General features: G+C 69.3%; 17 protein-coding genes and 1 pseudogene. 9 read left to right on the forward strand and 9 right to left on the reverse strand.

The genetic code is table 11. The annotated features are described in order from the left end of the window. The 4 genes and pseudogenes from K8638_RS28640 to K8638_RS28655 all read left to right on the forward strand — a co-directional run. Positions 1-672: pseudogene (locus K8638_RS28640) on the forward strand (type VI secretion system tip protein VgrG); the annotation flags it as partial. Between the two features lie 62 nt (positions 673-734). Then, a complete protein-coding gene (locus K8638_RS28645) occupies positions 735-1,289 on the forward strand; it encodes a hypothetical protein (RefSeq protein ID WP_223757833.1) in 555 nt (184 codons plus the stop codon). 57 nt (positions 1,290-1,346) lie between these two features. Beyond that, positions 1,347-2,000, forward strand: coding sequence for a hypothetical protein (locus K8638_RS28650; RefSeq protein WP_223757834.1), 654 nt, complete (start codon positions 1,347-1,349; stop codon positions 1,998-2,000). 88 nt (positions 2,001-2,088) lie between these two features. Then, positions 2,089-2,262, forward strand: a complete 174-nt coding sequence (locus K8638_RS28655) for a double-CXXCG motif protein (protein WP_223757835.1) — start codon at positions 2,089-2,091, stop codon at positions 2,260-2,262. Positions 2,263-2,333: 71 nt separating this feature from the next. Here K8638_RS28655 and K8638_RS28660 read toward each other — a convergent pair whose 3' ends face one another. Beyond that, the gene (locus K8638_RS28660) at positions 2,334-3,338 is read right to left on the reverse strand and encodes a helix-turn-helix domain-containing protein (protein WP_223757836.1); all 1,005 of its coding nucleotides are present in this window, start codon (positions 3,336-3,338) and stop codon (positions 2,334-2,336) included. Positions 3,339-3,380: 42 nt separating this feature from the next. Between K8638_RS28660 and K8638_RS28665 the strand changes: the two genes are divergently transcribed. Together K8638_RS28665 and K8638_RS28670 are read left to right on the forward strand one after the other, a co-directional pair. Next, positions 3,381-4,226: a dienelactone hydrolase family protein gene (locus K8638_RS28665; protein ID WP_223757837.1), complete on the forward strand. Its 846-nt coding sequence runs from the start codon at positions 3,381-3,383 to the stop codon at positions 4,224-4,226. Positions 4,227-4,377: 151 nt separating this feature from the next. Then, on the forward strand, positions 4,378-5,055 hold the full coding sequence (locus tag K8638_RS28670; protein ID WP_223757838.1) for a hypothetical protein: 678 nt from the start codon (positions 4,378-4,380) through the stop codon (positions 5,053-5,055). 2 nt (positions 5,056-5,057) lie between these two features. On the opposite strand, the gene K8638_RS28675 is transcribed toward K8638_RS28670, so the two are convergent. The 3 genes from K8638_RS28675 to K8638_RS28680 are packed head-to-tail and all read right to left on the reverse strand — an operon-like array spanning position 5,058 to position 7,197. Further along, positions 5,058-6,191 carry a methanobactin export MATE transporter MbnM gene (locus K8638_RS28675; protein ID WP_223757839.1) on the reverse strand — a complete coding sequence of 378 codons (1,134 nt, stop codon included), beginning with the start codon at positions 6,189-6,191 and terminating at the stop codon, positions 5,058-5,060. 13 nt (positions 6,192-6,204) lie between these two features. Beyond that, on the reverse strand, positions 6,205-6,333 hold the full coding sequence (locus tag K8638_RS44660; protein WP_255662960.1) for a hypothetical protein: 129 nt from the start codon (positions 6,331-6,333) through the stop codon (positions 6,205-6,207). A 15-nt stretch (positions 6,334-6,348) separates the two neighbouring features. Continuing rightward, positions 6,349-7,197 (reverse strand): MbnP family copper-binding protein, encoded by an 849-nt coding sequence (locus K8638_RS28680; RefSeq protein ID WP_223757840.1) that lies wholly within the window; start codon positions 7,195-7,197, stop codon positions 6,349-6,351. 310 nt (positions 7,198-7,507) lie between these two features. Between K8638_RS28680 and K8638_RS28685 the strand changes: the two genes are divergently transcribed. After that, positions 7,508-7,969 (forward strand): hypothetical protein, encoded by a 462-nt coding sequence (locus tag K8638_RS28685; protein WP_223757841.1) that lies wholly within the window; start codon positions 7,508-7,510, stop codon positions 7,967-7,969. Positions 7,970-8,000: 31 nt separating this feature from the next. Here K8638_RS28685 and K8638_RS28690 read toward each other — a convergent pair whose 3' ends face one another. The 3 genes from K8638_RS28690 to K8638_RS28700 form a co-directional block, all read right to left on the reverse strand. Continuing rightward, positions 8,001-8,999 carry a hypothetical protein gene (locus K8638_RS28690; RefSeq protein WP_370644133.1) on the reverse strand — a complete coding sequence of 333 codons (999 nt, stop codon included), beginning with the start codon at positions 8,997-8,999 and terminating at the stop codon, positions 8,001-8,003. A gap of 192 nt (positions 9,000-9,191) precedes the next feature. After that, the gene (locus K8638_RS28695; RefSeq protein WP_223757843.1) at positions 9,192-11,156 is read right to left on the reverse strand and encodes a PAS domain-containing sensor histidine kinase; all 1,965 of its coding nucleotides are present in this window, start codon (positions 11,154-11,156) and stop codon (positions 9,192-9,194) included. A 197-nt stretch (positions 11,157-11,353) separates the two neighbouring features. Then, the gene (locus K8638_RS28700) at positions 11,354-13,534 is read right to left on the reverse strand and encodes a DPP IV N-terminal domain-containing protein (protein WP_223757844.1); all 2,181 of its coding nucleotides are present in this window, start codon (positions 13,532-13,534) and stop codon (positions 11,354-11,356) included. A gap of 258 nt (positions 13,535-13,792) precedes the next feature. Here K8638_RS28700 and K8638_RS28705 point away from each other — a divergent pair, with 258 nt between their 5' ends. After that, entirely contained in the window at positions 13,793-14,704 is a 912-nt protein-coding gene (locus K8638_RS28705; protein ID WP_223757845.1) for a PAAR-like domain-containing protein, read from the forward strand. A gap of 4 nt (positions 14,705-14,708) precedes the next feature. Beyond that, positions 14,709-15,287, forward strand: coding sequence for an imm11 family protein (locus K8638_RS28710; protein WP_223757846.1), 579 nt, complete (start codon positions 14,709-14,711; stop codon positions 15,285-15,287). A 19-nt stretch (positions 15,288-15,306) separates the two neighbouring features. On the opposite strand, the gene K8638_RS28715 is transcribed toward K8638_RS28710, so the two are convergent. Beyond that, on the reverse strand, positions 15,307-17,694 hold the full coding sequence (locus tag K8638_RS28715) for a GAF domain-containing protein (RefSeq protein ID WP_223757847.1): 2,388 nt from the start codon (positions 17,692-17,694) through the stop codon (positions 15,307-15,309). Positions 17,695-17,876: 182 nt separating this feature from the next. Next, complete coding sequence (locus tag K8638_RS28720) at positions 17,877-20,783, reverse strand: TonB family protein (RefSeq protein WP_223757848.1); 2,907 nt, start codon at positions 20,781-20,783, stop codon at positions 17,877-17,879. Positions 20,784-20,925: the final 142 nt, after the last annotated feature.

Consider the following 20,925-nt stretch of genomic DNA (forward strand, 5'->3'; position numbering starts at 1 on the left):
GAGAACGACAAGGACCAGCAGGTGCGTGGCTTCGAGGACCTGCTGGTGAAGAAGGACCGCAAGCGCACGGTGGAGGGAAACCATCGGCTTCGCGTGCAGATGGACGACGTCGGAGCGGTGGAGGGCCACCAGACGCTGCAGGTGCAGAAGAACCGCGACACCCGCACGCAGGGCAGCCACAACGAGGCGGTGGAGGGCAATCAGTCCATGACGGTGGGCAAGAACATCACCGTCGGCGTCACCCTGAGCGCCATGGAGAACGTGGGGGCCGCGAAGGCCACCACCATTGGCGGCGGCTACAGCATCAACGTGGCGCTGGCCTACAACGAGGCGACGGGTGGCCTTCGCTCGATGCAGGCAGGGGGCGCGCATTGGGCAGCAGTCGCTGGAACCCGCCAGGAGTCAGTCGCGGAAGACGCGAGCATCAAGGTGGGCGGCAACTCGTGGATTGATGGCGATGGCTCGGCCTCCCTCATTATTGGCAAAGATCTCAAGGTCGAGGTCGGTGCGAAGTCCTTCGAAGTTATTGACGGTGACGCCACCCTGATTGCGCGAGCCTTTGATTTGAAGGCCGACAAGCTCACCATTGCGGTAAATGGCAAGGTGGCAATCCAGATTGAGAAATCAGGCAAGGTCCAGTTCTTTGGGAAGACCATTTCCTTGGTTGAGTAGCCGGGACGGTGTCGGCACGCAAACTGGCATGTCTCGCGGCCCACTCGGTTCAGGAGTCCTCCATGGTCAAGCTGAAGGCGAACAAGGTGTTGAAGATACGGGGTGGCGGGGAACTGCCGTTCGCCAAGCCAATCACTGAGGAAAAGTGCCCTGCAGGAGAACACGCCGAGCGCATCTACTTCCCTGAAATTGCTCCAGAAGAGGCTCATCCATTGAGGCGCGTGGAGAAGATGAAGGAGGCAGGCAATGAACCGTTTGAAGTCGCCGCTGTCGAGCACAACATCAAGGCGGGACACATAACTCATGGTAGACAGATTTCGCGTGGCGTGACGCCTCGAGAGAAGGCTGCCGGGATGAAGGGGGATACCCACCATGTCCGGGCCGTGTGCATCAAATGTGGGGCCTCGCGAGAGCTTGATCATGCATCGAGCAAGACCAGCTCCACTGAATGCAAGAACCAGGACTCATCGTATGGCTCCGATCAGATGGTGAACAACAAGACTCTCCTGGAGAGAGGGTTCAATGTCTCCTACAAGGTGCCCGACGCGAAGCGTGGTGATAGGAGGTTGGACGTGTTGAAAGATGCTGGTTTTGAGATCGTTTTTGTCAAATTCTGACGGACGCCTGAGGGTGGTGGCCAAGTGAGTACGCCGCGTTGGTTTCAAATGTCGCTCATGAATCAGCCTGTTGAGTGGATTCTTGAGAGGAGCCGACTGCTCCGAGAGACCCATCGTTTCAGACCGCGAGAGTTGTTCCGGCTGGTCAGAAATACAGATTCCGGCGAGCTTGAGTCCGAATGGGGGAGAAACCGGCAAGTCCAGAGCGAAGTGGAGGCGCTGGATGCTTCTCGCGATTGGGAGGGGTTCTCCGTTGCATATGACGTCCTGTCCATCCGAGCCGATATCTATCTCTACTTCTGGAGAGAGGACGGAGGGACTTGCCTCGCTGTTGAGACCGATTCGCAGGTTCCGTATCTCGAATCTGGGGGAATGGCGGAAGGAGAGTGGCTTGAACGGTTCATGTGCAGCTACGTTGCGGCGTGCGGTGCCTCCGCATGTGCGCACGGGCGCGGTTGGTCAGCCACCTATAAGCCGCTGGAGCCACGTCAGCTCGTTTCGGAACTGCGCGATGGCACGTTGTTCACACGCCCGTTGCCCGGGTTCTACATGCTGTCCGAGCAGTTCTTGAGCGTGGACACGGTCTCGGCATTGTTGCAGTCGCATGAAGCCAAACGTTCGGCGCAGTACTTCTTGATGCGATATTTCAAGGTGGCTGGCGGGTATCATGTCTTCTCGTCGGTTTGCCAGCGAAGTTGGTGGGAGGATTGAACGTCGACTGTAGTGTCCCCCTCACAGTCAAGACACGCTCGCCGGCGGAAATGGGCGGGTGAGAGCGGCGTGTCGGTGGGGTGCTGCTATGCGTCCTCCCGCAGGGGGTGGTGGCCTGGCGAGCTTCTCCGCCCGCACCTCAGCGGACGTGTTCCGGCTCGCGGACTGGCCCACCATCATCCTCGCCACCGAGCGCTTCGTCGAAACAGCCGGGCGCTTGAAGCTGGACGGAGTGGTGTTCCGCGAGCTGCCCCCACCCTGAAGGAACTCCACGGTGCTGCAACCAACCTCTCCAGGGCAAGAGTCGTAGGGCTCAATCACGGCCGGCTTGCATCACCGCACCGAGCGAAGCGCACGCGGAGAGCCACCGCCGAGCTTCTTCATCAACCGCCGAAGGGTGCCCGCATCCTGGTAGCCAACCTCCGCGGCGACGTCGTCGATGCTCAGGTGAGTCGACTGAAGCAGCGTCTGTGCGCGCCGCACCTTGACGCTGTGCACGAGCGCGATGGTGCTCCGGCCCGTCGCGCGCCGCACGTGGCGCGACAAGGTCCGCTCCGTCATGCCGAGCCGCGAGGCAAGCTCGGCGACACTCGGGGGATTCGGGAACCGCGCTTCAATCTCCGACGTGATGCGCGAAATCAACGCGTCTCCGTTCGCGAGCAACTCCGGCGCGATGAACTTCGCCTGCGCCTGCCTGCCATCGAGCAAGAGCGTGCGCGCCAGGAGGTCCACCAGACGCGCACCGCACCGCTCCCGCAGAAGGTGCAGCATGAGGTCGGTCTGCGCGAAGGCCGCCCCGGCCGTGATGACGGGCCCATCCGCGCAGACCATCGCGTTCGTGTCGACGGTGCATCGCCCCTCCATCTCGGCGAGCAGGCCCCCGAGCCACCAGGTGGTGGTGGCCCGGCGGCTGGCCAGCACGCCCGCCTGCTGAAGAAGGAAGACGGCCGAGCACGAGGCGGCGACACGCCCCCCGCGCGAGACATGACGGGCAATCGCCTTCGTGAGCTTCATCGCGTCCGGCCGCGCGAGACGCGCGCGCACGGCGGCGGCGTGGGTCGTGCCAAGGCCCGGGATGACCCAGGTCGTCCGGTCCTCGCGAGCAACCACGCGCAGGCGCGACGTCTCGATGCCCACGCCCGAGGAGAGCGGGACATATCCGCCGTCGACCGAGCACACCTCGAAGCGCAGCGACTCCGCCCCCAGCGCGCGCGCTGCCCGGAGCATGTCGAGGGTCGCCGTGACGCCCGTCGCGAAAGCGCCATCCATGACGATGAGGGTGAAGGCCATGGTGTCCGAATCTGCCTGAATAATGTCTTTTCCGACACTGGCGTCCACGCGCGGGCCGATGGTCTTTTGGTGGCCCAAAAGGAGCCAACCATGACGACCCAAACCCACACGGCCCCGCGCAATCTCGAAGAGGACGACCCGCTCGAGGATTTTCAGCACCGCGACCTCACCCTGCTGGGTGAGACGCGAAAGGTCTACACGGCCGGCTCAGGCCCCGCGGTCATCGTGATGGCCGAGATGCCGGGCATCAGTCCGCGCGTCGCGCGCTTTGCCCGCTGGGTGCGGGATGCCGGTTTCACCGCGTGGATGCCGAGCCTCTTCGGCCGCGACGGCGCCGTGCCCACCGCGAAAGAAGGGCGGGCCGTCTTCCAGCGCGCGTGCATCAGCAAGGAGTTCCGGGCATTCGCCGCGAATGAGTCGAGCCCCATCACAATCTGGCTGCGGGCGCTCGCCGCGCACGCGCACGCGGAGTGCGGCGGCCCGGGCGTGGGAGCGATTGGCATGTGCTTCACCGGCAACTTCGCGCTGTCGATGATGCTGGAGAAGTCGGTGCTCGCTCCGGTGCTGTCACAACCATCGCTGCCGCTCGACGAGCCCGCGGGCCTGGACATCACCTCCGAGGAACTCGCGCGCGTGCGGCAGCGACTGGAGACCGAGGACCTGACCGTCCTCGCCTATCGCTTCGAAGGTGATGCCTTCTGTCGCGCGGAACGCTTCGCCGCCTACCAGCGAGCGCTCGGCGACCGCTTCCTCCCGCGCGTGCTACCCGACAGCGCCGCTGGCCCGAAGACCGAGCGCCCCGACGACTTCTTCCGCCAGTACGTCCCAACGCCGCACAGCGTCCTGACCGTCCATCTCGTCGACCGGGAGGGCGAGCCCACCGCCGCCGCGAGAGACGAAGTCCTGGCGTTCTTCCGGCGGCGGCTCCTGACGTAGCACCTGCTCCCGTATGATGGAGCCCACTCCCACGGGTTGGAGGCGGCGCGAGGCGGGCCGGTTCCCGCCCGGGGCCGTGGTGCGCACGGAACCGCCGGCACTGAGGCGGGAACCCATGGTAGAGCAGCCGCTCCCTTGAGCGAGGTCCTGAATGCGCTGGAGTGCAAGTCTTCTGTTCTGGTGGATGCTGGCCCTGCCGTTGAGTGCCGGAGCTGTCGAGCTCACGGCTCCGGAGCGGCTCGACGTCACCCCGGGGCTCCCGGAGGAGTGGGTCCTCGCGGAGCTTGTCCGCAGACAGCCGCAGCTGCTGAACTGCGTGCGCGACGACGTCCCGGAGGTCCCCTACCTGGATGACCGCGTCCTCATTGCCTTCACCATCAATGAGAGGGGCGAGGTACGGCGGGCAGCGCGGGAGTCCCCGAGAATCGTGGGGACGTTCATCGACAGGCACTGCGCCGACGAAATCATCGAGGCGTGGCGCTTCGTGCCCCTGGTGGGAGTGGAGGAGGTCCGCGTCTCCGCCGTGTTCCGGGTGCGCACCACCCCCCAGGAGCGGAAGGCCTCACGCGACAGAATCGCGGAGGAGCTCCAGTCGTACTGCCAGTCCTTCCAGCGGGCTGTCCGCGCGAAGAAGCGCGACCCGCTCCAGGCGGCCCTGCGGGAGGTCATGAACGAGCGTCAGGGCCGGCTCTCCCGCACAAGCGAGATGTGGATGAATGCGGCCCTGAACGTGAACCCGGTCGACCAGGGAACCATCATCCTCAACGCCTTCAAGGAGCTGGGTGCGGAGTGCCCGCAGTTCGAAGCCCATGGCCGCCAGTCTCCTTGAGCTCACTCCCACGGATTGGAGAAGCGCGGGTCCTGGATGAACTCCGTATCCGTGAGGCTCTCCAGGAAGGCAATCAGGTCGGCCCGTTCTTCCGAGGTCAGCGTGAATGGCCGAACCAGCGGGTCCTTGTTCGGGTTCGCGCGCCCATCACCGGCGAACGGGCCTTCCGTCACGTTCCGCCCACCCGCCGTGTAGTGGTCGATGACCTCCTCCAGCGTGGCGATGCTGCCGTCGTGCATGTACGGCGCCGTCAGCGCCACGTTGCGCAGCGGCGGCGCGCGGAAGCGTCCCTGGTCGAACGTCTTCCGGGTGAACTCGAACAGGCCCGGGTTGTCCGGCGGGTACGCCCCATTGCCATCCACGTTGTACAGGCCCGTGTTGAAGAACTGCCTCTCCGGCAGCCGCGAGTCCTTCGCGCGGAACGAGTTGGTCAGGTGCGGCCCACTGTGACAGTGGTAGCACTCCGCCCGCTCCCCGAAGAACAGCTCCATGCCCCGCTTCGCCGAGGGTGACATCGCCGTGTTGTCCCCTTGCAGGTACCTGTCATACGGCGAGCTCCCCGACAGCAGCGTGCGCTGGAAGGACGCCAGCGCCTTGACGATGGACTCCCGCCCCACCGGCTCGGCCTCCCCGGGGAACGCCGCGCTGAACAGCTCCGGATAGCGGGAGTCCTCCCGCAGCCGCTGGAGCACCTCCTCCAGCCGTGGCGCCAGCCCCAGCTCCGTGGGCACCTCGTTGAACAGCGGCACCAGCGCCTGCGCCTCCAGCGTCTCCAGCACCGGGTTGGCCCAGGTGTACGTGGACAGGTACGCCACGTTGGCCAGCCCCGGCGCGTTGCGCGCGACATGGTCCCCCGTGGAGCCCACCGGCGTGGCCCGGCCATCCGTGAACGCACGCTCCTGCTCGTGACAGCTCGCGCAGGACTGGGTGCCGTTGCCGGACAGGCGCACGTCGTAGAAGAGGTGGCGGCCCAGCTCCACCTTCGCCTCGGACATGGGGTTGTCCTCGGGGACGAAGGGCTCGGGGAAGCCCGCCGGCAGCTTCCAGTCATACGCGGGCGCGGCCGGCGGGTCCTCTCCGCAGCCCACCGCCAACAGCGCGCACAGCACCGCGCTCACCTTCCATGCACGAGACATCACGGCCGCTCCATCAGTCGAGGTCGACGGGGTTACGCCCCACGTGACAGACGTCGCAGGCGCCCGACATCGTGGGGAACGGCATGAAGCTCTCGGACGCGGTCGCCCGGAAGGCGGGGGCGCGCAGGGAGGACTGGAACATGGACGGGCCTCCGGCTCAGCGGACGCGGAAGAAGGTGCTGGGCGGCGCGATGGAGCTGCCATCCACCGCCAGGCCGAGCTGCTCGAAGAAGCCCGGGCACTCCGGGTCCGCCGCCGAGGACATGCAGCCGGCCGTCGAGTCCGTCGTCCCGTTCGCGACGCGGTCCACGTCCAGCTCCGAGTAGAGGCCCGCCGCGTCCAGCACCACCTGGTTGCGCTCCGGGTCGAAGCCCGTCAGCGCCACGGTGACCTGGTTCTCCGCGGCGCAGGTGAAGCCCTCCGCCACCGAGCCCTTGCACCCGGACGCGCCCAGGTGGAAGAAGAAGCTCTCATTCGTCCGCGAGCGCACGTCCAGGCGCAGGAACTTGTAGCCGCCCTGCCAGCTCCACCACATGCCCGGCGCATTGAGCGGAGCGGGCGCGGTGGCACCGTCCAGGTGGTTCATCTCCGCCGGCACGCCGACCTTGAACTCCAGGCCCGTGTAGTCGTCGTGCTCGGGCGCGGTGCCCACCACCTCCATGCGCACCTGGGGGCTGCCGGTGTCACACGTGCCGGTGCCGTCCTCGAAGTCCAGCAGGGCCACGCCCTCGCGCTGCCACGTGCCGTCCTGCTCCAGCGCCAGCGCGTGCCGCTCTCCATTCGCCCGCACCAGCGTGACGCCGTGCACGTAGAGCTTGAAGTCCAGCAGCTCGATGACGCTGCGCGAGGTGCCGATGTCCGTGTAGCTCGTGCCACACGTCAGGGCCTGCTCGCGCACCTGCGGGCTGAAGCGAACCGTATAGGTCTTCTCACTTTCGCCACATCCCTGCATCAGCAACAGGGAAGGCAGCAGCCACCAGCGCGCGGACTTCAAGACGGCATTCATCAAACGACCTCCAAGAGGGTGGGCGGGGGCCACCCCGACGGCACGGATGGGTAGCAGAGGCGGGCCGGCCGGCCGCTGCGGCAAGTTGTCGCGGCACCGGGAGCGCAGTGCACCGTCAGGCAGGACGCTCCCCTCCCGCCCGCGGCAGGACATTCCCTCGGCGCCGGTCCGGTAACGCGGTGGCGTTCAGGACATATCGCCGCGCGCGCCCGGCCGGCGTGCGGCGGGAAACGCCGTCCCACCCCACGGTGCGCTGGTCCGCATGAGGCCCCGGGCCTACCCATCCCTTTCTCACGCGCGGAGAGTTCTCATGGCCTCACATCCCCTGTCCCGGCTGCTGCCACTCATCACCCTCGCGGGGCTGAGCCTTGGCCATGGAGGTGGCGGGAGTGGAGGCGGCGGTGGCGGCTGCGGCGGAGGGGACTCCGACGACCACGGCCACACGGAGGACCCGGTGCACACCCGCGCTTCCGGCGCGGCGTGTCCTTCCACGGGCGGCCCCACGGCATCGGACTTCGGCCGGGCCTTCCTGGAGACCCACTGCCTGTCGTGTCACAGCGCGAGCGTCACCGGCGCCGCGCGCGAGGGCGCGCCCCAGGGCGTGGACTTCGACACCCCCGAAGCGGTGCGCCACCAGGCGGCCTCCATCGACGCGCACACGGCCGCCGGGCCCGCCGCGGTGAACACCGCGATGCCTCCTGCCTCGCGCTCCGCGCCCTCCATGGACGAGCGCGTGAAGCTGGGCCAGTGGCTCGCCTGTGGCGCGCCCTGAAACAGCACCCGGGCCCCCGAGGGCCACGGCCTCACTGGCAGACGCCGCAGTCCGACTGGCAGCTCGCGGCGGTGGTGCCCGTGCCGCAGCGCTCGGAGAGCTGGCACGTGCCGTCACCGCAGCGGTAGATGTCCTGGGCGCGGATGCGCGTGGTGATGGGGCGGTACGCCTTCCCGTTGTACGTGCACTTCGTGTAGTGCGTCCGCGACGCGTCCTGCGTGCAGTACGTGCGAGCGGAGCCCACGTGGCTGATGACGATGGCGCAGTCCGGGTCCCCGCTCCACGCGGACAGGCCGCACGCGCGCACCGTGCTCTGGTCATAGGAGAGGTAGTCCGCGTCGTTCGCCGCGAAGAGCCCCTCGCCGTTGAAGAGGTTGCCGAAGAACACCGCCTCCGTCTGGCCGTACGTCTGCAGCTCATCGGAGGTGGTGGGGATGACGGCCCCCAGCGCGTCCCGCCCCAGCACGGAGATGTTCAGGTGCACGCCGTACTTGTTCACGTGCGCGGCCAGGCATCCGGACACCACCTGCTGCTCCGCCAGCGTCGCCGACGCGCCGCCCGCCCAGCCCGGCGCCAGCCCCAGCACCCCCGTCCACGTGTACGTCGTGCCCGCGTGCGTGTACGTCAGCGTCTGCCCCTCCGCCATCGCGCAGCGGGCGATGTAGCGCATCACCTCGTCCCCGCGGGACGGATTCTCACTGAACCATGTATTGAAACCATTCGTCGACAGGCCGTTCGTCGAAAGGCCATTCGTCGAAAGGCCATTCGTCGAAAGACCGTTCGTCGAAAGGCCATTCGTCGAAAGGCCGTTGGTGGAGAGCCCATTGGTGGAGAGCCCGTTCTGGGACACCAGCCCGCCCGCATGGGTTCCAAGAGACTCGCCGTGTTCATCCAGACCCGGCTCCGCGGGGCCGCAGCCGATGGCCGCGACACAGAGCAGCACGGGCATCCACCTCACTCCCCTCGGGTAACGGCTCTGGCCGCGGGTGATTTCGGAGCAGGGAGAAGCCTGGGGAGAGAGGTGGCGCATGGGACTGCCTCCGCGTTGGGGGTGACCGCGGCTTTCGCGGTCACATCAACGGGTAGTCCTTCCCGCAACGACTGACAGGTGTCCCGCCGGGCAGCTCGCGCATGTCGGTCCAATGGCAAACACGTATTTCGTGCGCCGCATGACGCTCCACCACGGGTTCGACTCACGTACAACGCTTTGTGTTGGTGTGTTTCAGGGATTGCGCGCCGCGGCCTGTGCCGCGGACACGCGCAGCTGCCGCGCGTCACGCGGCAGTGTCACGGTGAAGGTGGTGCCGTCCCGCTCCGACGAGCTCACGTACACCGCGCCTCCGTGCGCCTGGACAATCTCCCGCACGATGAACAACCCGAGTCCCAATCCACCCCGCCGCCGCCCCTTCTCGCGCGCCACACCCGCCTGACGGAACGGGTCGAACAGCGTCGCGAGCTGCGGGCCGGGTATGGACACACCCGGGTTGTGGACCTCGAGGACCTGCCAGTCGTCGCGCTCCGTGCAGCGCAGCAGCACCGGGGCATCCTGCGCGCCGTGCTCCAGCGCATTGCCCACCAGGTTGCTGAGCACCTGCGCCAGCCGGGCCGCGTCCCAGACGCCGTCCGCGCGGCCGTCCACGTCGAAGGCGATGTGACGCTCCGGCCACGCCACGCTCAACTCCTCCACCACCTGCCCGCAGACGGAGGCCAGGTTGACGGGCGCCAGGTTCAGCGGAATTCCGCCGGACAGCCGCGCGCGCGTGAGGTCGAGGATGTCCGAAATCATGGCCCCCATCCGCGCCGCGCTCGTCTCGATGCGCTGGGCCAGTTGATGGTGCTGGGAGCTGTGCGCGCTGCGCCGCCGCATCGCCCGCGCGGAGAGGGTTATCGCGTTCAGCGGGTTGCGGAGGTCATGGCCGAGGATGCCGATGAAGCGCTCGCGGAACCGGGCCTCCTCCGACAGGCGCTCCAGCGCGCGGTTGCGCTCGGTGATGTCCATCATGGAGCCAATCATCCGCACCGGCCGCCCCGCCGCGTCGCGCGACAGCACGCCCCGGTCCAGCACGTGGGCCCACGTGCCGTCGTTGCGAAGGAAGCGGTACTCCGCCTGCCACGTCGCGCCGGTGGAGGCCACGAAGCCGCGCAGCCCCGCCACCACCGCGCCCCGCTCGTCGGGGTGGACGCGCTCCTCCCACCAGCCCAGGCCGTGGCTCGACCGCGCCGGGCCATAGCCGAACAGGTCCCCGGAGCCCGCGTCCCAGCGCACGCCGCCGGTGTCCAGGTCCCAGTCCCACAGCACGTCATGGGTGGCGCGCGCCGCCAACCGGTAGCGCTCCTCCGCCTCGCGCAGCGAGGCCTCGGCCTGCTCGCGCTCGGTGCAGTCCATCACCACGCCCACCAGACGGTGCGCGCGCTCGCCGTCGCGCAGCCCCTGGCCCACCGCCTCGTACCAGTGCGTGGCGCCGTCCGCGTGGCGGCAGCGGAACTTCAGGGTGTACGGCCCGTCCGCCGCCAGCGCCTGCTCGATTCCCCGCGCCACCCGCGCGCGGTCCTCCACCACCACGCAGGACAGGAACCCCGGCAGCGACGTGCCCAGCGTGCCCGGAGGCTGGCCGAAGAAGGCATCCGCCTCCTGGGACCAGGTGACGGCGCGCCGTGCCTCCGTCCACTCCCACGCCACCATGCGCGCGGTGGACAGCGCCAGCCGCAGCAATTCCTCGCGCGCCCGCACCGTCCGCGACTCCTCCAGCGCGCCCTCCACCCGCCGCCGCGCCTCCTGCTCGCGCTCCAGCGCCTCCCGCAGCCCCTGTGCGTCCGCGTCCGCCGGGGGCAGCAGCCACAGCGCGAAGCCCTCCGCCTCCTTCACCGCCACCGCCTGGAAGCACGCATCCACGCCCTCGCGCCGCACGCGCAGCGGGACGGACAGCGGCACGCCGGTGCCCGCCAGGCGCACGCAGGACTCCAATTCCAGCCCGCGTACGCCCTCTTCCGGCCAGCGCGACACGCGGGAGTCCAACCCCCAGTCGCGGACCACGTCCTCCGCCGCCGCGTTGAGCGACGTCCACTGGAAGTCGAGCACCTCGCCCCCGGGTCCCCGCAACGGCGTGAAGAGGATGCAGGGTGCCGGGCTCCCGGCATGAGGCGTCCATGCCAGGGCGGCGCCTGGCAGCGATGATAGACCCACCATCGGCTCTCTCCCAGCGCACGGCACCACCAGCCCGCCAGGCGCGGAGCCCGCGGTGGTCCAGAGTGCCATGTTCCCGGAGCCGCGAACCCACCCCCCGCGACTGCCCCCACCGCAGTGCTCACCCCTGAGCACTCCGCGGCCAATGGAAATATTAGAAGCCACCGGCCGGCCGCCGCCACCCGCCCCACGGGGTGGGCCTATAAGGACTCGCGGAAGTGCCGAATCACCCGCTCCCACATGCGCTCGCTGACGAGCGGGTCGGAGACCCCGTGCCCGGAGCCCGCGAGCAGCAGCAACTCATGCGGCCGGCCCGCGCGGAAGAGCGCGTCCGACAGCTTCAGCGTGTGGGAGAAGTGCACGTTGTCGTCGGCGGTGCCATGGATGAGCAATAGTTTCGCGAGGGGCTTGTCCTCCTTCGCGTAGGTGAGCAGCGAGTTCCGCTCATACACCTCCGGCTTTTCCTGGAGCAGGCCCAGGTGACGCTCGGGGACGTGGCTGGAGTAGTCCCGCCAGTCCGCCACCGAGGACACGGCCGCCGCGGCCTTGAAGACGTCCGGCCGCACCATGGCGGCCATCGCGCTGAGGTAGCCGCCGTGGCTTGCGCCGGTGATGCCCACGCGCTGGAGGTCCACCTCGGGCAGCTCCGCGGCGAGCGCCCGCAGCGCGGCCACCTGGTCCTCCAGCGTCTGGCCCCAGAAGTCGTGTTTCTGGGTGCGCTGCCACGCCCGGCCGCGCAGGGGCGTGCCGCGCCCGTCGATGGTCACCACCAGGAAGCCCTGGTCCGCAATCCATTGCAGCCTCAGGTGATAGGCCATGCTCTGGAAGACGGTGGTGGTGAAGGAGCCTCCGTACACCTCGACGATGACGGGCAGCTTCACGCCCGGCTTGAAGTCGCGCGGGCGGACGACGGACACCCAGAAGCGCTCCTGGCCCACCTGACGCACCTCGAACCGGGGCTGTAGGGGAGGCTCCACCGCCACGGAGGGCAGCACGCCCATGCGCGTGCCATCCGCCCTCAGCACGTGGGCCCGGGGCATGCTCGTGGGCCCCTCGGAGGACACCACCATCAGGCCCCCCGCCCTGCTCACGTTGGCCAGCTCCATCGCCGGGCCGCCCGCGGTGACGCGCGTGGGAGGACCGCCCTTCACCACGCGCCACAGGTAGCGCTCCGGTGGAACGGGGCCGCCCAGGAAGTAGAGCGTGTCCTGCTCGGGCAGGTAGCGCGCCAGGTCCCAGAAGCCGGCGCCCGGCTTCACCAGCGAGCGCGCGAGCGAGCCGTCCGCGTTGCGCAGCTCCACCTCGGAAGCGCCGTTGCGCTCCGTTTCCCAGAGAAAGCCGCTGCCGTCCGGGAGCCACTCCGGGAAGGACGGGTGCGGGTTGAGCCACGCGTCGTCCTTCTCCGTGAGCAGGACGCGCGTCTTCCCCGTCCTCGCGTCCACCGCGAGCAGCACCTCCTCCTGCTGGCGCTGGTCCTGCACCCGCAGCGTCAGCGGGCTCTTGTCGGACCACGTCACCCTGGACAGGTGCGGGTACTTCGCCGAATCCCAGTCCACCCACGTCGTCCTGCCGCCCGTCACGGGGATGATGCCCAGCCGCAGCTTCGCGTGCGGCGTGCCGGGGCGTGGGTAGGGGAACGCGTCGGCGCCGCGCTCGGGGTGCATGACGTCCGCGACGGACAGCGTCTCCACGCCGGAGGTATCCACCTCGACGTACGCGAGCGACTTCCCGTCCGGGCTCCACCAGTACCCCGTGAAGCGGGCCAGCTCCTCCATGGCGAAGTAGTCGGCCAGGCCATGGGTCCTCTGCCGGGTGCCGCCCCGGGTGAGGCGGTGCTCGGTCTGGGTGGCCAGGTCCAGGCGATAGAGGTCGTGCTCACGGACGTACGCCAGGTGCCTGCCGTCCGGAGACAGGCGCGGGCTGATGGCGCCGGGGCCCGCCTTCAGCTCCGTCACCTTTCCGGTGGCGCGCTCCACCACGTACAGCGAGCCGGCCATGGACACGAAGAGCTTCGTGCCATCCGCCATCAGCTCGTATGAGGAGATGCCCGCGGCCTTCATGCGCTCGCGCCGGGCCTTCTGCTCCGGGGTGGAGGGCTCGCCCGCGCCCTTCAGCAGTTTCTCCGGGGTGAGCACCTCGCGCGTCTCGCCCGTCGCCACGTCGAAGGCGAAGAGCGTCCGGGCGCGGGACGGGGGCTGCGCGCGGAGGAAGTAGACCGTCCGCTCGTCGGGGGTGATGCGCGTCATCATGGGACGCCCGTTGTTGAAGCGGTGCGTCTCCGCGTACTGCTGGAAGAAGGACGGCGGCGCGGGAGGTGGGGACTTCGGCTGCGCCAGGACGGGAGCGCTCAGCAGGGCGAGCGCCAGGAGGAGGCTGCGCATGAAGGACTCCGGAGCGGACGGGGCGGACAGCGCCTCAACGGCGGTGGGTCGACAGCGGCGCCCAACCTACCGGGGCCGGTGAGGATTCAGGAGCCATCAGGCCTCCATCTCTTCGTCATGGTTGTGTCATGACGGTGGGCCCTCGACGCCCTGGCGCGTCGACAAGAGGACGGTCCAGGCCGACACGCGAGACGCCCCTTTCCAAGCCCGCCGTACCATCCCGGCGAGCACCGTGCCACGAGACCTCCCGGGGGGCACATGTCTGGGAAGAGCGAGGTCTTCATCAATGGCCTGACGCCCGTCACCACCGAGAGCGAGGGCAAGGTGGTGGGCTTCCCGGACGTGTGCAAGACGCCGTCGCCGGGCGGGCCGGTGCCCATTCCGTTCCCCAACGTTGCCCAGAGCAGGGACCTGGAGAATGGCTCGAAGTCGGTGCGCATCAACGGCGCCCCGGTGGCCCTGAAGGACTCGTACATCGGCAAGTCCACCGGCAATGAGGCCGGCACCGCGGGTGGAGGCGTGGCTTCTGGCAAGACGTGCGGCCGCGCGCACCCGGTGACCTACTCCTTGGGCAGCTCGGCGGTGCTGGGGCGCAATATGCTGGAGGGTCGGGAGCTTTCCACGCACCCCTGGTACGCCGGGCCTTTCTCCCTCGCGGCGCACCACCTCATCTGCCTGGAGGCGCTGAACAACGAAGAATGGGCCCTCATCTGCGTGCTGTTCGGCTACCACGCGGACCGCAAGCCCAATGGCGTCTTCCTGCCGAGGAAGCTTGCGCTGGCGTGCCAGCTCATGGTGGCCGTGCACCGGGGGCACCATGCCGAGGGCTTCGCCTTCGACCTGCACCTGGCCTACCCGGATGCCGTCAATAGCAAGCTCCGTGAGGTGGCGGCCCAGCTCAAGAGAGGCAGGTTTTGCGGAGCCCCGGAAGCGCTGGTGCGGAGGCTGGACGAACTGAGCGCGGAGATACTGGCGAGAGTGGAGCGCTTCACGTGGACGCTGACGCGCGACGGGCTGGACTACGCGCCGGGCGCCTCCGGCTGCTCGGGCCTGACGAGCATCCAACAGAAACCATCCCACGCCTCATGCCCCAAGGCGCGCAAGCATGGCCATGTCCACGCCGTCACACGACTTCCGTTGGCCCGCCGTGCCCTCAAAACCGGAGAATGAGCCCATGCAGACCGAGTACTTCGTCATCATGCGCGCCGGCCCCAGCAGCTACCCCCTTCTGGCTTGGGACGAGTTCAGCGGTCCTTTCTTCAGGGGCGTCTTCGCCCCTTTCACCCGCCCCATCCGCCTGCGGCTGGGCGCGCCCGTGCCGCGCAACCCCGTCATGGTGGACTACCACAGCCTGCCCACCCCCGTGGTGTCGGAGCGCCTCAAGGACGTGCTGGAGCCCATGGACCTGCACGGCGTTCAACTCGTCCCTGCTGACGTCAAGGTGGCGCCGGACGACGTGCGCCGCTACTGGATGCTGCACGTCTACAACGAGATTGCCTGCATCGACCGGCAGCGCTCCACTCTCTCCCTTTATAGCGACGGAGACGTGCTGGGTATCGACAAGCTGGTGCTGGACGAGAACGTGCTGCGGGAAATCCCCCTGGAGCAACGGCGCGTGTTCGTGCTGGCGGAATCCACCTCCACTCACCTCTTCCACCAGTCCGTCATGGACCCCCTCATGGCCCTCCAGCCCGAAGGTGTGCGCTTCATCCGCGCCGACCAGTGGAACGACGGCGCCGGCTTCCGGCCGTGAACACCGAAGGGCCCACGTCTCACCCCACGCGGCGGGGCAGGCGCACGGTGAAGGTGGTGCCGTGCTCCACGGAGGACACCACGTCCACGCTGCCACCGTGGCCGCGGACGATGTCGCGGACGATGTAGAGCCCCAGGCCGATGCTCCGGCTGGACTGCCCCTCCTTCAGCACGCCACGCGTCATCGGCTCGAACAGGCGCGGCAGCAGCTCCGGAGGAATGGGGGCTCCACCGTTGAAGATGCTCAGGAACGCGTGCTCGCCGTCCCCGCGCGCGCTCACCTTCACCGGCGCGTCCGCGGGGCTGTACGCCAGCGCGTTGCCCAGCAGGTTCGTCAGCACCTGGGCGATGCGGTCCGGGTCCCACTCGCCCTTCACCTCGGCGTCCACGTCCAGCTCCACGTGACGCCCGGGGTGCGCCACCAGCATCTCGTCCAGCACCTGGTGGACCACGTCCCGCATCTCCGTGGGCTGGCGGTGCAACGCGATGCCGCCACCCAGCCGCGCCTTGGTGAAGTCCAGCAGGTCGCGAATCATCCGCGCCGCGCGCTCGGTGGCCTGGCCAATACGCAGCACCATGCGCTTCTGCGAGTCGGACAGCTCGCCCTTCTTCTCCAGGAGCCCCGCCGACATGGAGATGGCCGCCAGCGGGTTGCGCAGGTCATGCGAGACGATGCCCACGAGCTGCTGCTCGAACTCGGCGCGCCGCCGCAGCTCCTCCTGTGAGCGCTGCTGCTCGGCGAACAGCCGCGCGTTTTCAATGGAGAGGGCCGCTTTCGCCGCCAGCTCCTCCAGCAACTCCTGGTCCTCCGCCGTGAAGCCCGGCCCCGGGCGGATGCGGCCCACCCACAGGGTGCCCGCCACCCGGCCCTGCATGCGAAGGGGCACCAGCACCACGCTGTGGAGCCGCAGTCCTTCCACCAGCACGCGGAGCTCCGGCTTCAGGGTGGCCGCCACCAGCTCCGGCGTCAGCACGGGGACGAGCCACGACTGTCCGCTCTGCGCCACGCGGCCGTTGAAGCCCTCGCCCGGGCGGAGGGAGGTCCTCAGCGCCTGGACGACGTCGCTCCCCAGCACCTCGTCCCCGGGGTGGCAGGCCGCCAGCTCCAGCCGCTCGCCGTCCTCGGACAGCAGGTGGATGGCGCACACGTCCGCCATGTACCGGGAGACCTTGGCGGTGACGGTGTCCAGCAGCCCGCCCAAATCCCGGTTGGTGACGTTGAACGCGTCGGAGGCCTCGGCCAGCACCTGCAGCCGCTCGGCGGCGGCCCGTGCCTGCTCGTGCGCGCGGCGCTCGTCGGCCGTCAGGCGCACCCGGTCCAGCGCCTGCGCGCACGCATGCGCCAGCGCGGTGAAGAAGGCCCGGTCCATCTCCGAGAAGACGCGTGCCCGCGTGAAGGACAGGCCCACCGCGCCCAGCGCCCGTCCCTTCACCAGCAGCGGCAGGGCGATGGCCGCCTCGTGCACGCCCCGCGCGTCCACGTCCGGGTAGCGCTGCCGCCACTCCTCCAGCGAGCCCACCCACACGGGTTGCTGCTCCCGCACCGACTCGGTGAGCGGGACGGAGGCGGACAGGGGAATCCGCCGCCACGAGGCCAGCACCGCTTCCGGGTAGCCGATGGAGTCCACCACCTCCAGCGCCTCGCCCGCCTCGTCCAGCAGGTTGACGGCGCCCGCCTTCGCGCCGGCCGCCACCAGCCCCTGCTCGAAGAGCGCGCGGCACACCTGCGCCACCGTGCCCGCCTCGGACAGCCTGGCGGTGAAGTCCCGCAGCCGGTCGATGTAGCCGGCCGCGCGCAGCGCCGCGTCCCGGGCCTCGGCCTCCTTCAGCCGCAGCAGCTCCGACTGGGCGCGCACCTGCTGCTGCGCGCGGAACAGCTCCACGAAGACGGACACCTTCGAGCGCAGCACCTCCGGCGGGAAGGGCTTCTGCAGGAAGTCCACCGCGCCGGTGGAGTAGCCGGTGATGAGCTCCGCGTCGTCCCGGCCGTAGGCCGTCAGGAAGATGATGGGGACGTTGCGCGTGCGCTCGCGCTGCTTGATGAGGGCCGCCGTCTCGAAGCCGCTCAGCCCCGCCATGCGCACGTCCAGCAGGATGACGGCGTACTCCTCGCGCAACAGGAAGCGCAGGGCCTGCTCGCCCGAGGACGCCTTGTCCATCCGCACCCCGAGCGGCTCGAGGATGGCCTCCAGCGACACGAGGTTGGCGGCGTTGTCGTCCACCAGCAGGACGGCCGGTGCTTCCCCTTCCACCTTGAGCGGCGCGTCCGAGCGCTCGTCGCGCGCCCGCGGGGGGTCCGACAGCTTCAGGCTCGGCGCGGTCACCCCATGGAGCGAAGGGCCATGGAGCGTGGATGCTCCCAACCGCCTCAGCCACTCCGCCATCGTCGGAATCCCGTCCTGGAACATGAAGAAGCCACCTGGGTGTACGGCCGGCCGAGATTCCAACCGGGAAGCCATCAGACCCAGGTACCGGGTCCGGGGCTTCAGGAACAGCGGACGGCGTAGGATTACACCGCCCTTGCTGCCCCCAGGCCCAGGCAGGCGGCAGGGGTACCAGCCAAGCGTGAGCTATCCATCACTCGCGGTGCTCAGTAGCGCCCCTTCACCCCGAGGATGGGGAGGACGATGGGCAGTCCGACGGGCGTCTTCGTCAGGGGCCGCCCACCGCCGCCCTCGTACTCGAAGCCCACCGTCTCCCGGCTGATGGTGACGTTGAGCATGTCCAGGTAGGCCTCCAGGTTGAAGTTGTCGTAAACCCAGGCCTTGGACAGCCGCACATCGAAGCGGAGGAAGCCCGGCAGCCGGTCCACCCGGTCCCGGTCCGCCTTTATCCACGCGGGCCGGCCGGCGGCGTCCACGCCCTGCCGGTGCGTGGGCGTGCCCAGCGCGCTGTACTCCGGGCGGCCGGTGTTGAAGTGCACCACCCCGCCCACGGTGACGCTGTTGGAGAACTTGTAGCTGAGCACCAGGTTGACGATGTGCGTCTGGTCGAAGACGAAGGGCAGCTCCGCCTCGTCCTCGCCAATGGCGTTGCCCTCCGCGTCGTAGCGCTGGAAGCGCGTCTGGCGCGTGCTGCGCTGCAACGAGTACGACAGCCAGCCGAACCAGTTGTCCCCCAGCGGGTGGCGGATGAGCAGCTCCAGGCCATACGCCATGCCGCTGCTGGTGAAGTCCGGGAAGTCGATGTCCGAGCGGTCCGGAATCCAGCCCCCGTCATCGTCGTCCTCCTGCTGGAGCGCGCGGCGGCGGGAGCGCGTGCCGCCCACGCCGGGGGCCGCCTCCCCGTCCTCGGGCGGCATGTCCGGGTCCACCTCGTCCACGAGCATCTCGTCGGAGAAGGGCGTCAGCTCGATGGTGCGCAGCATGGGGTTGACGTAGAGGTCCAGCCCCACCTCCAGGTCCTTCCACGCCTTCCACTCGGCGCCCACGGAGACCTGGACGCCCTCCTGGAGCCCCAGCAGCAGGCTGCCCACGTCCACCACCGGCAGGCTGATGAGCGAGGTGGGCGGCTGGTGGAAGAGGCCCGCGCCTCCCTTGAGGGTGAGCCGGTCGGACATCTTGCGGCGCACGGTGAGGCGCGGCTCCAGCGCTTCGCGGTCGATGCCGGGGGACAGGTGGTAGTTGTCCACGCGCAGGCCGGGCACCACGGACCATTTGTCGTCGGGCTGCCACACCAGCTCCACCCACGCGCCCATGAAGGTGCCCAGGGCCACCGGGGCCGTCTCCACCGGCAGGCCGCCGTCATTCCCCTCGCTGACGAGGTCGACGATGGCGCGCTTGTGGTCCACGTCCGCGCCCGCGCGCACGGCCACGCGCGGAGACAGCGTCGCGGTGTAGCCCAGGCGCGCGGACCAGGTGCCCTGGTCGATGTAGACGGCGTTGGCGTTGTCGGCCACGTCCTCGTTGATGACGGCGAAGCGGTCCAGCCCCCACGTCGCGCCCACCTCCAGCTCACCGGGGCCCAGCGGGTGCCGGTGCCGCAGGTCCACGCGGTGGAAGATGATGGACTGGAGCGAGGTGCTGCTGAGCTCATCCTGCGCCTCGGTGCCGAAGGTGTCCGAGGAGCCGAAGGCGAACAGCCGCAGCTTGCCGCGGCCGACGTCCTGCTCCACGCGCGCCTGGTAGTCCCAGAAGTCCAGCACCACCTTGGGGTTCTCCCGGCCCGGCGCCGGCGGGGACTGGAGGCTGTTGGCGGCCAGCGCGATGAGCCACGGCGTGTACGAGTAGCGGCCGGCGAGGCTGACGTTGGTGCCGCTGTCCTCGAAGGGCGTCTCGAGGAAGAAGCCCGCGTTGATGAGGTCCGCGTAGGCGCTGCCGTGGACGCCGTCGTCGCGCGGCCGGCTGAGGCGCCCGTCGATGGCGCCGCCCATCAGCCGCCCGTACTTCGGCGGCGGCGTGCCCGCGTAGAAGTCGATGGAGTCGATGAAGTCCGGGTGGATGACGGCCGGCCCGAGGAAGAGGTGGAAGAGGATGGGGACGCGGATGCCGTCCAGGAAGTAGCCGGTGGACGCGGGCTGGCTGCCGCGCACCACCGGGTAGGCCACGCCGGACAGCATGCTGCCCACGCCCGGCATCAGCATGACGACGCGGAACGGGTCGCCCATGGTGCCGGGCACCTCTCGCAGCTCCGCGTCATGCAGGGTGACGCGGCTCACCTCGGTGCGCTCGCGGTCCGCGCGCACCACCGTCTCGTACGGGTTGATGACGAGCGGCTCCAGCCCGTACACCACCTCCAGGGCCTCCTTCGCGCTCAGCGTCTCGCGGAAGACGAAGGGCTTGTGGCCGGGCGCCACCACGCGCACCTTGTGCGAGCCCTGGGGCCAGCGCGCCTCGAAGCGGCCCTGTGCGTCCGCCTGCACCGGCGCGTCCGGCAGCACGTCCGACAGCAGCACCGCGCCGGGGATGGGACGGCGGTTTCCCTTGGTGCGCACCAGGCCGCGCAGGGTGACGGGCCCCTCGGGCGCCACCCCGCCGTCGGCGGCCACCACCGGCAGGGGCGCCTCGAAGCGGTACTCGAAGAAGAGGCGCACCTGGACGGGCTGCCCTTCCAGCGTGGCCGGCGTGAAGCGCAGCGAGGGCGCGGCGTGCAGCGCGGCCCTGTCCAGCAGCGGGTGCAGGGGCTCCACCAGCGTGGCGGACTCCACCTCGCCGGCCTCGTCGAGGAGCAGCTCCAGCTTCACGACGCCCGCCACGCCCTCCGCCGCGAGCCCGGGCGGATAGGGCGCGGGTGAGTCCGCCACCAGTGACGGCGGCACGAAGGCCGGCCGGGCCACGCCCGCGTCCCCGGTGTCCGCCTGGGCGCCCGGGTCCACCGCCCAGCCCGCGTCCGTGCGCCGGAGCTCCACCTCCGTGAGGACCTCGGTGGCCACGGCCCCGTCGGACGCGCCCCCGTCGGGCACGTCCTGGGCGCTCGCCGCGAGCACGGGCACGAGCAGCACCAGCGCCACCGCCAGCGCACACACGCCGGGCCTCCGCCCCCTCTGTCCACGAGTCATGTGCTTCACATTGCCTTCAGGTCGGCCCCTGAGTGCCCCATGACGCCAGGGACGCGGCGGGGTGACAAGCATCCCCGGGTGGAGCGGCCCGCCTGGTCGCTCCCGAGCGTTCGAAGTTCCCCGCTTCCGTCGGCGGGTGGAC

This window comes from Myxococcus sp. RHSTA-1-4 (genome assembly GCF_020037125.1).
Classification (GTDB): domain Bacteria; phylum Myxococcota; class Myxococcia; order Myxococcales; family Myxococcaceae; genus Myxococcus.

Bases quoted from the DNA above. Each gene is read 5' to 3' on its own strand.
- K8638_RS28645 (WP_223757833.1), top strand. From the start codon at position 735: ATGGTCAAGCTGAAGGCGAACAAGGTGTTGAAGATACGGGGTGGCGGG.
- K8638_RS28650 (WP_223757834.1), top strand. From the start codon at position 1,347: ATGAATCAGCCTGTTGAGTGGATTCTTGAGAGGAGCCGACTGCTCCGA.
- K8638_RS28655 (WP_223757835.1), top strand. From the start codon at position 2,089: ATGCGTCCTCCCGCAGGGGGTGGTGGCCTGGCGAGCTTCTCCGCCCGC.
- K8638_RS28665 (WP_223757837.1), top strand. From the start codon at position 3,381: ATGACGACCCAAACCCACACGGCCCCGCGCAATCTCGAAGAGGACGAC.
- K8638_RS28670 (WP_223757838.1), top strand. From the start codon at position 4,378: ATGCGCTGGAGTGCAAGTCTTCTGTTCTGGTGGATGCTGGCCCTGCCG.
- K8638_RS28675 (WP_223757839.1), bottom strand. From the start codon at position 6,191: ATGTCTCGTGCATGGAAGGTGAGCGCGGTGCTGTGCGCGCTGTTGGCG.
- K8638_RS44660 (WP_255662960.1), bottom strand. From the start codon at position 6,333: ATGTTCCAGTCCTCCCTGCGCGCCCCCGCCTTCCGGGCGACCGCGTCC.
- K8638_RS28680 (WP_223757840.1), bottom strand. From the start codon at position 7,197: ATGAATGCCGTCTTGAAGTCCGCGCGCTGGTGGCTGCTGCCTTCCCTG.
- K8638_RS28685 (WP_223757841.1), top strand. From the start codon at position 7,508: ATGGCCTCACATCCCCTGTCCCGGCTGCTGCCACTCATCACCCTCGCG.
- K8638_RS28690 (WP_370644133.1), bottom strand. From the start codon at position 8,999: ATGCGCCACCTCTCTCCCCAGGCTTCTCCCTGCTCCGAAATCACCCGC.
- K8638_RS28695 (WP_223757843.1), bottom strand. From the start codon at position 11,156: ATGGTGGGTCTATCATCGCTGCCAGGCGCCGCCCTGGCATGGACGCCT.
- K8638_RS28700 (WP_223757844.1), bottom strand. From the start codon at position 13,534: ATGCGCAGCCTCCTCCTGGCGCTCGCCCTGCTGAGCGCTCCCGTCCTG.
- K8638_RS28705 (WP_223757845.1), top strand. From the start codon at position 13,793: ATGTCTGGGAAGAGCGAGGTCTTCATCAATGGCCTGACGCCCGTCACC.
- K8638_RS28710 (WP_223757846.1), top strand. From the start codon at position 14,709: ATGCAGACCGAGTACTTCGTCATCATGCGCGCCGGCCCCAGCAGCTAC.
- K8638_RS28715 (WP_223757847.1), bottom strand. From the start codon at position 17,694: ATGTTCCAGGACGGGATTCCGACGATGGCGGAGTGGCTGAGGCGGTTG.
- K8638_RS28720 (WP_223757848.1), bottom strand. From the start codon at position 20,783: ATGACTCGTGGACAGAGGGGGCGGAGGCCCGGCGTGTGTGCGCTGGCG.